Source organism: Duganella lactea, assembly GCF_009857505.1.
Taxonomy (GTDB): Bacteria; Pseudomonadota; Gammaproteobacteria; order Burkholderiales; family Burkholderiaceae_D; genus Rugamonas; species Rugamonas lactea.
This window is the reverse complement of record NZ_WWCP01000086.1, coordinates 1-1,473: the sequence shown is the minus strand read 5'-3', so window position 1 is coordinate 1,473 and position 1,473 is coordinate 1. Positions and strand designations below refer to the sequence as shown.

Annotated in this window: 2 protein-coding genes; both read left to right on the top strand. The window is 53.6% G+C overall.

What is annotated here, in order from left to right:
• Positions 1-284: 284 nt before the first annotated feature.
• Positions 285-671 (top strand): hypothetical protein, encoded by a 387-nt coding sequence (locus tag GTP44_RS26765; protein ID WP_161021799.1) that lies wholly within the window; start codon positions 285-287, stop codon positions 669-671.
• A 12-nt stretch (positions 672-683) separates the two neighbouring features.
• Positions 684-1,343 (top strand): hypothetical protein, encoded by a 660-nt coding sequence (locus tag GTP44_RS26760; protein WP_161021798.1) that lies wholly within the window; start codon positions 684-686, stop codon positions 1,341-1,343.
• Positions 1,344-1,473 lie beyond the last annotated feature (130 nt).

Below are 1,473 nucleotides of genomic sequence, written 5' to 3'. Positions count from 1 at the left end.
CTGCTGGCTGGCGTGCTGTTTAAAGATGGACTTCCGGCGCAGGACAATCCGCCGGAACAACAGAAACTCGCCGCCTGATGGCCCTACGCTTCAGGATTGGCATACACCAGATTTGACATTAGCTCGGCGCCCGGACACGGCAATACGAGGCGAGGCTTGGTTATCAATTATTCGAAGAGTTGCGTAACTACATGCTTCATAGGGGCTCTGCCGTTCACTATGCCGAATACCATACCTACAAGGATTACGATGCCGATGGCGTAATGACTCTTCGGCATAAAGTTATGGTCTATACCAGCATTACCCAATTAACGGAAGACGGAAAGTTCAAGAAGCGAGTGTCGGAACCGCTTGCAGCAATCGGAGACCACCACGACCTAATTGTTATGGCACGAGACTACGTTGCTGGGCTTTGGGACGCACAATTGGAATACCGCATCGCCTTGGCTGATTTTGCATTCAACACCGAATCAGCATACACCGAAGGCGTTTATCTTTATGCCGATGCAGATGTGAGAGGTGCGTTGCCCAACGTTGTCGCGCTTGCGGCGGTAGGGCGCGCAACAGACGGCTCGATCAAAGAGAGGACGCCGATCGTCTATGACTTGATAGCCCAGCGTAAGCACTACGAGCAAAAAAATGATGAAACGTCCCGACGACAGTTCGGCTAGAAAGCCCATGACGTGTTCTACACGAACAACCGTAATGCCTTCGTCGTTAACGAAAAGACCGTGAAAGCTTCGCGTGTCGCAAGCAAGTCAATGTTGGGCTGCTGCTACACGGAGTTCCATTCGGTAGTGAGTGGCGAATTCACCCTGCGGAAGAAGCTGGTCGATTTCAACGACCTAGTGCTCGATTTGGAGAGGCAGGAAGGCTACTTTTACGACTACCGCGGCGAATTGAGAGAAGCGAAACGGACGCTGGCGGAACAATTTTTCAAGGACTGGCCGCACGATTCTCAGGGGGCCTGGGGGCGCCTACGCGTCGCACTGCGGAAGCTCGGGATGCCAGTCAGTTCGGAACGCTATTGCCCTCGTCCGCTCATCGACAGCTTGATATCGGCCAAAGAAGGCCGAGTATACGGTTTTCGGTTCCGTAGCTTCATGGAGGTTTGCCACCGCATTAAGGCTGAAAAGCCCTATGTACAATTGTTCCGCCGCGCTTTGAAGGTTTACAATCGCACGTCATTGGTCAGGACCGAAGATCGATCCGGCGCATGGGCGAGGGCTGAACACAAGATTGATGGTCGCGTCTCGGTTGGAGACCCCGATTACGACGAAGACGCCACGTACTTCGAAGAACTCGTTGCCTTGTTTCCCGAACTGTACCCTCGCGCCGTCTGACATGAGCTAATGTCAAATCTGGTGTATGCCAATCCTGAAGCGTAGGGCCATCAGGCGGCGAGTTTCTGTTGTTCCGGCGGATTGTCCTGCGCCGGAAGTCCATCTTTAAACAGCACGCCAGCCAGCAGCG

What these genes read in the sequence shown, in the direction of transcription:
- GTP44_RS26765 (WP_161021799.1), top strand. Translation starts at nt 285, where the DNA reads ATGGTCTATACCAGCATTACCCAATTAACGGAAGACGGAAAGTTCAAG.